This is a genomic window from Acidithiobacillus sp. TH-A36 (assembly GCF_057473445.1).
The window spans coordinates 1-1,536 of sequence record NZ_JBYCKP010000664.1 but is presented as its reverse complement, the minus strand read 5'-3'; the positions used below and the strand labels follow the sequence as shown (position 1 = coordinate 1,536).

Sequence of the window (1,536 nt, the reverse complement as noted above, 5' to 3'; positions counted from 1 at the left end):
CCGACAGACATTCCGGCAGTTCCCTTTATGATCTTGTCCAGACAGCCATCGACCATAATGCCCATATCCGTCTTGCCGCCCAAAACTTGCGTAGCGCGAATGCCGGTTCTTTGCAGGCCATTGGTGATTTTCTCCCGCATCTGAGTTTTCAGGAACAAAGCCAGATGTATGTCAACACCAGCGGCTTACCCTCTGCTTCTTTGGTGGGTTCCAATATCATTGCAACCCAAGGCAGCATTTATTCAAACTATATGAGCATCATGGCTTCCCTCAATCTTTTCGAGGGCGGAAGCGGCATTGAAAATCTCTCTGCCGCACACCAGGGCGTAGTTGTCGCACGCGAACAGATTCTCTATCAGCAAAATAAGGCTGTGCTTGATCTGCTTGTCAACTTTCAGCAAGTTCAGAGCCTGCTGCAACAGGAAGTCATTCTCCGCAAAGCGATCTCCCTGGCAGAAGAAGATCTGTCCCTGAACGAACAAAAATTTCGGCGGGGTAATGAAAGTGTGCTGGATCTCAATAAAGCGCGAGTTCTCCTGCTTCAGTATCAATCCCAAAATGATGACTTACGCAGGCACCTTCTGAAGTCCCAAACCGAACTGGCTGCCCTGCTGGGTCAGCGGGGTGCCTTTGCGCTGGTCCGCGAGGCGGGTCACGAAACCATCCCAATGCCACCTGAGCCGGGGCAAAATGCCAATAACGAGACAGAAGACACAGATATCGTTAATCAGCTGCCTGCTGTTCAAGCCGATCTGGCCAACATGCGCGAGGCACGCCACCATGTAGCATCCGTCCGGGGGAGTTTTTTACCGGATGTGAATCTCCAGGCTGGTTACAACTGGCTAGGTACCTCAAGCGACGGTTTCGGACCCGCTTTCAACAATGTCAATCGCAACAATTACACGGTAGGACTGAGCATCACCCAAAGCCTCGGGCCCTTCACAGGTCATTTGGCCAAATTACATGATGCCGAAGCCAAACTGGAATCTGCCCACATCCAGTACCAGCAAGCCATACTGGAAGGCCACCAACAATTGCGCGTTGATCGTGAAGAAATCCAGGAAGGAAACCGGCGGGTACAAGCCCTTCACGAGGAATATATTTCCACCCAAAAAGATCAACAACTCTTGTCTGCGCTTTATGAACATGGCCGGGTCAGCAAAATGGATGTCCATACCGCCGAATTGCGGACTATGAATGCACAGGCTGCATGGCGGGCTGCGCAGGGCGAATGGGTAGTCGCACAGTGGCTGTTCTATGCCATGTTGCATCCTCATAAATTGGTACACATGCTCCTCGAAAAAACCCTGAACGTCGTTCAGGAGTCGGAGAACACTCCTGAAGATCATCCATTATGATGACCATGAAACATCGTCAGTTTTTTTCTGGAGAAGCCTTGACCTGGTGGCTGGTGGGCGCCACATTTTTCGTGTTGGGCATTGTCGCTACGGTCTTTGAAATCATGAACCACGAACGCACCCGGACTGCGGCCGCGCCCTACACTTTTCATATGGTTCCCCTCCCCAAGGCAAGCCG

General features: G+C 51.6%; 2 protein-coding genes. Both read left to right on the top strand.

Annotation, left to right across the window (positions count from 1 at the left end; genetic code table 11):
• Positions 1 to 1,358, top strand: a 1,358-nt coding sequence (locus AC2VLY_RS16575) for a TolC family protein (protein ID WP_486922672.1), incomplete at its 5' end; no start/stop codon positions are given.
• Positions 1,355 to 1,536 (top strand): hypothetical protein (locus tag AC2VLY_RS16570; protein ID WP_486922671.1); only part of this gene is annotated, 182 nt, incomplete at its 3' end. The genes AC2VLY_RS16575 and AC2VLY_RS16570, both read left to right, overlap by 4 nt.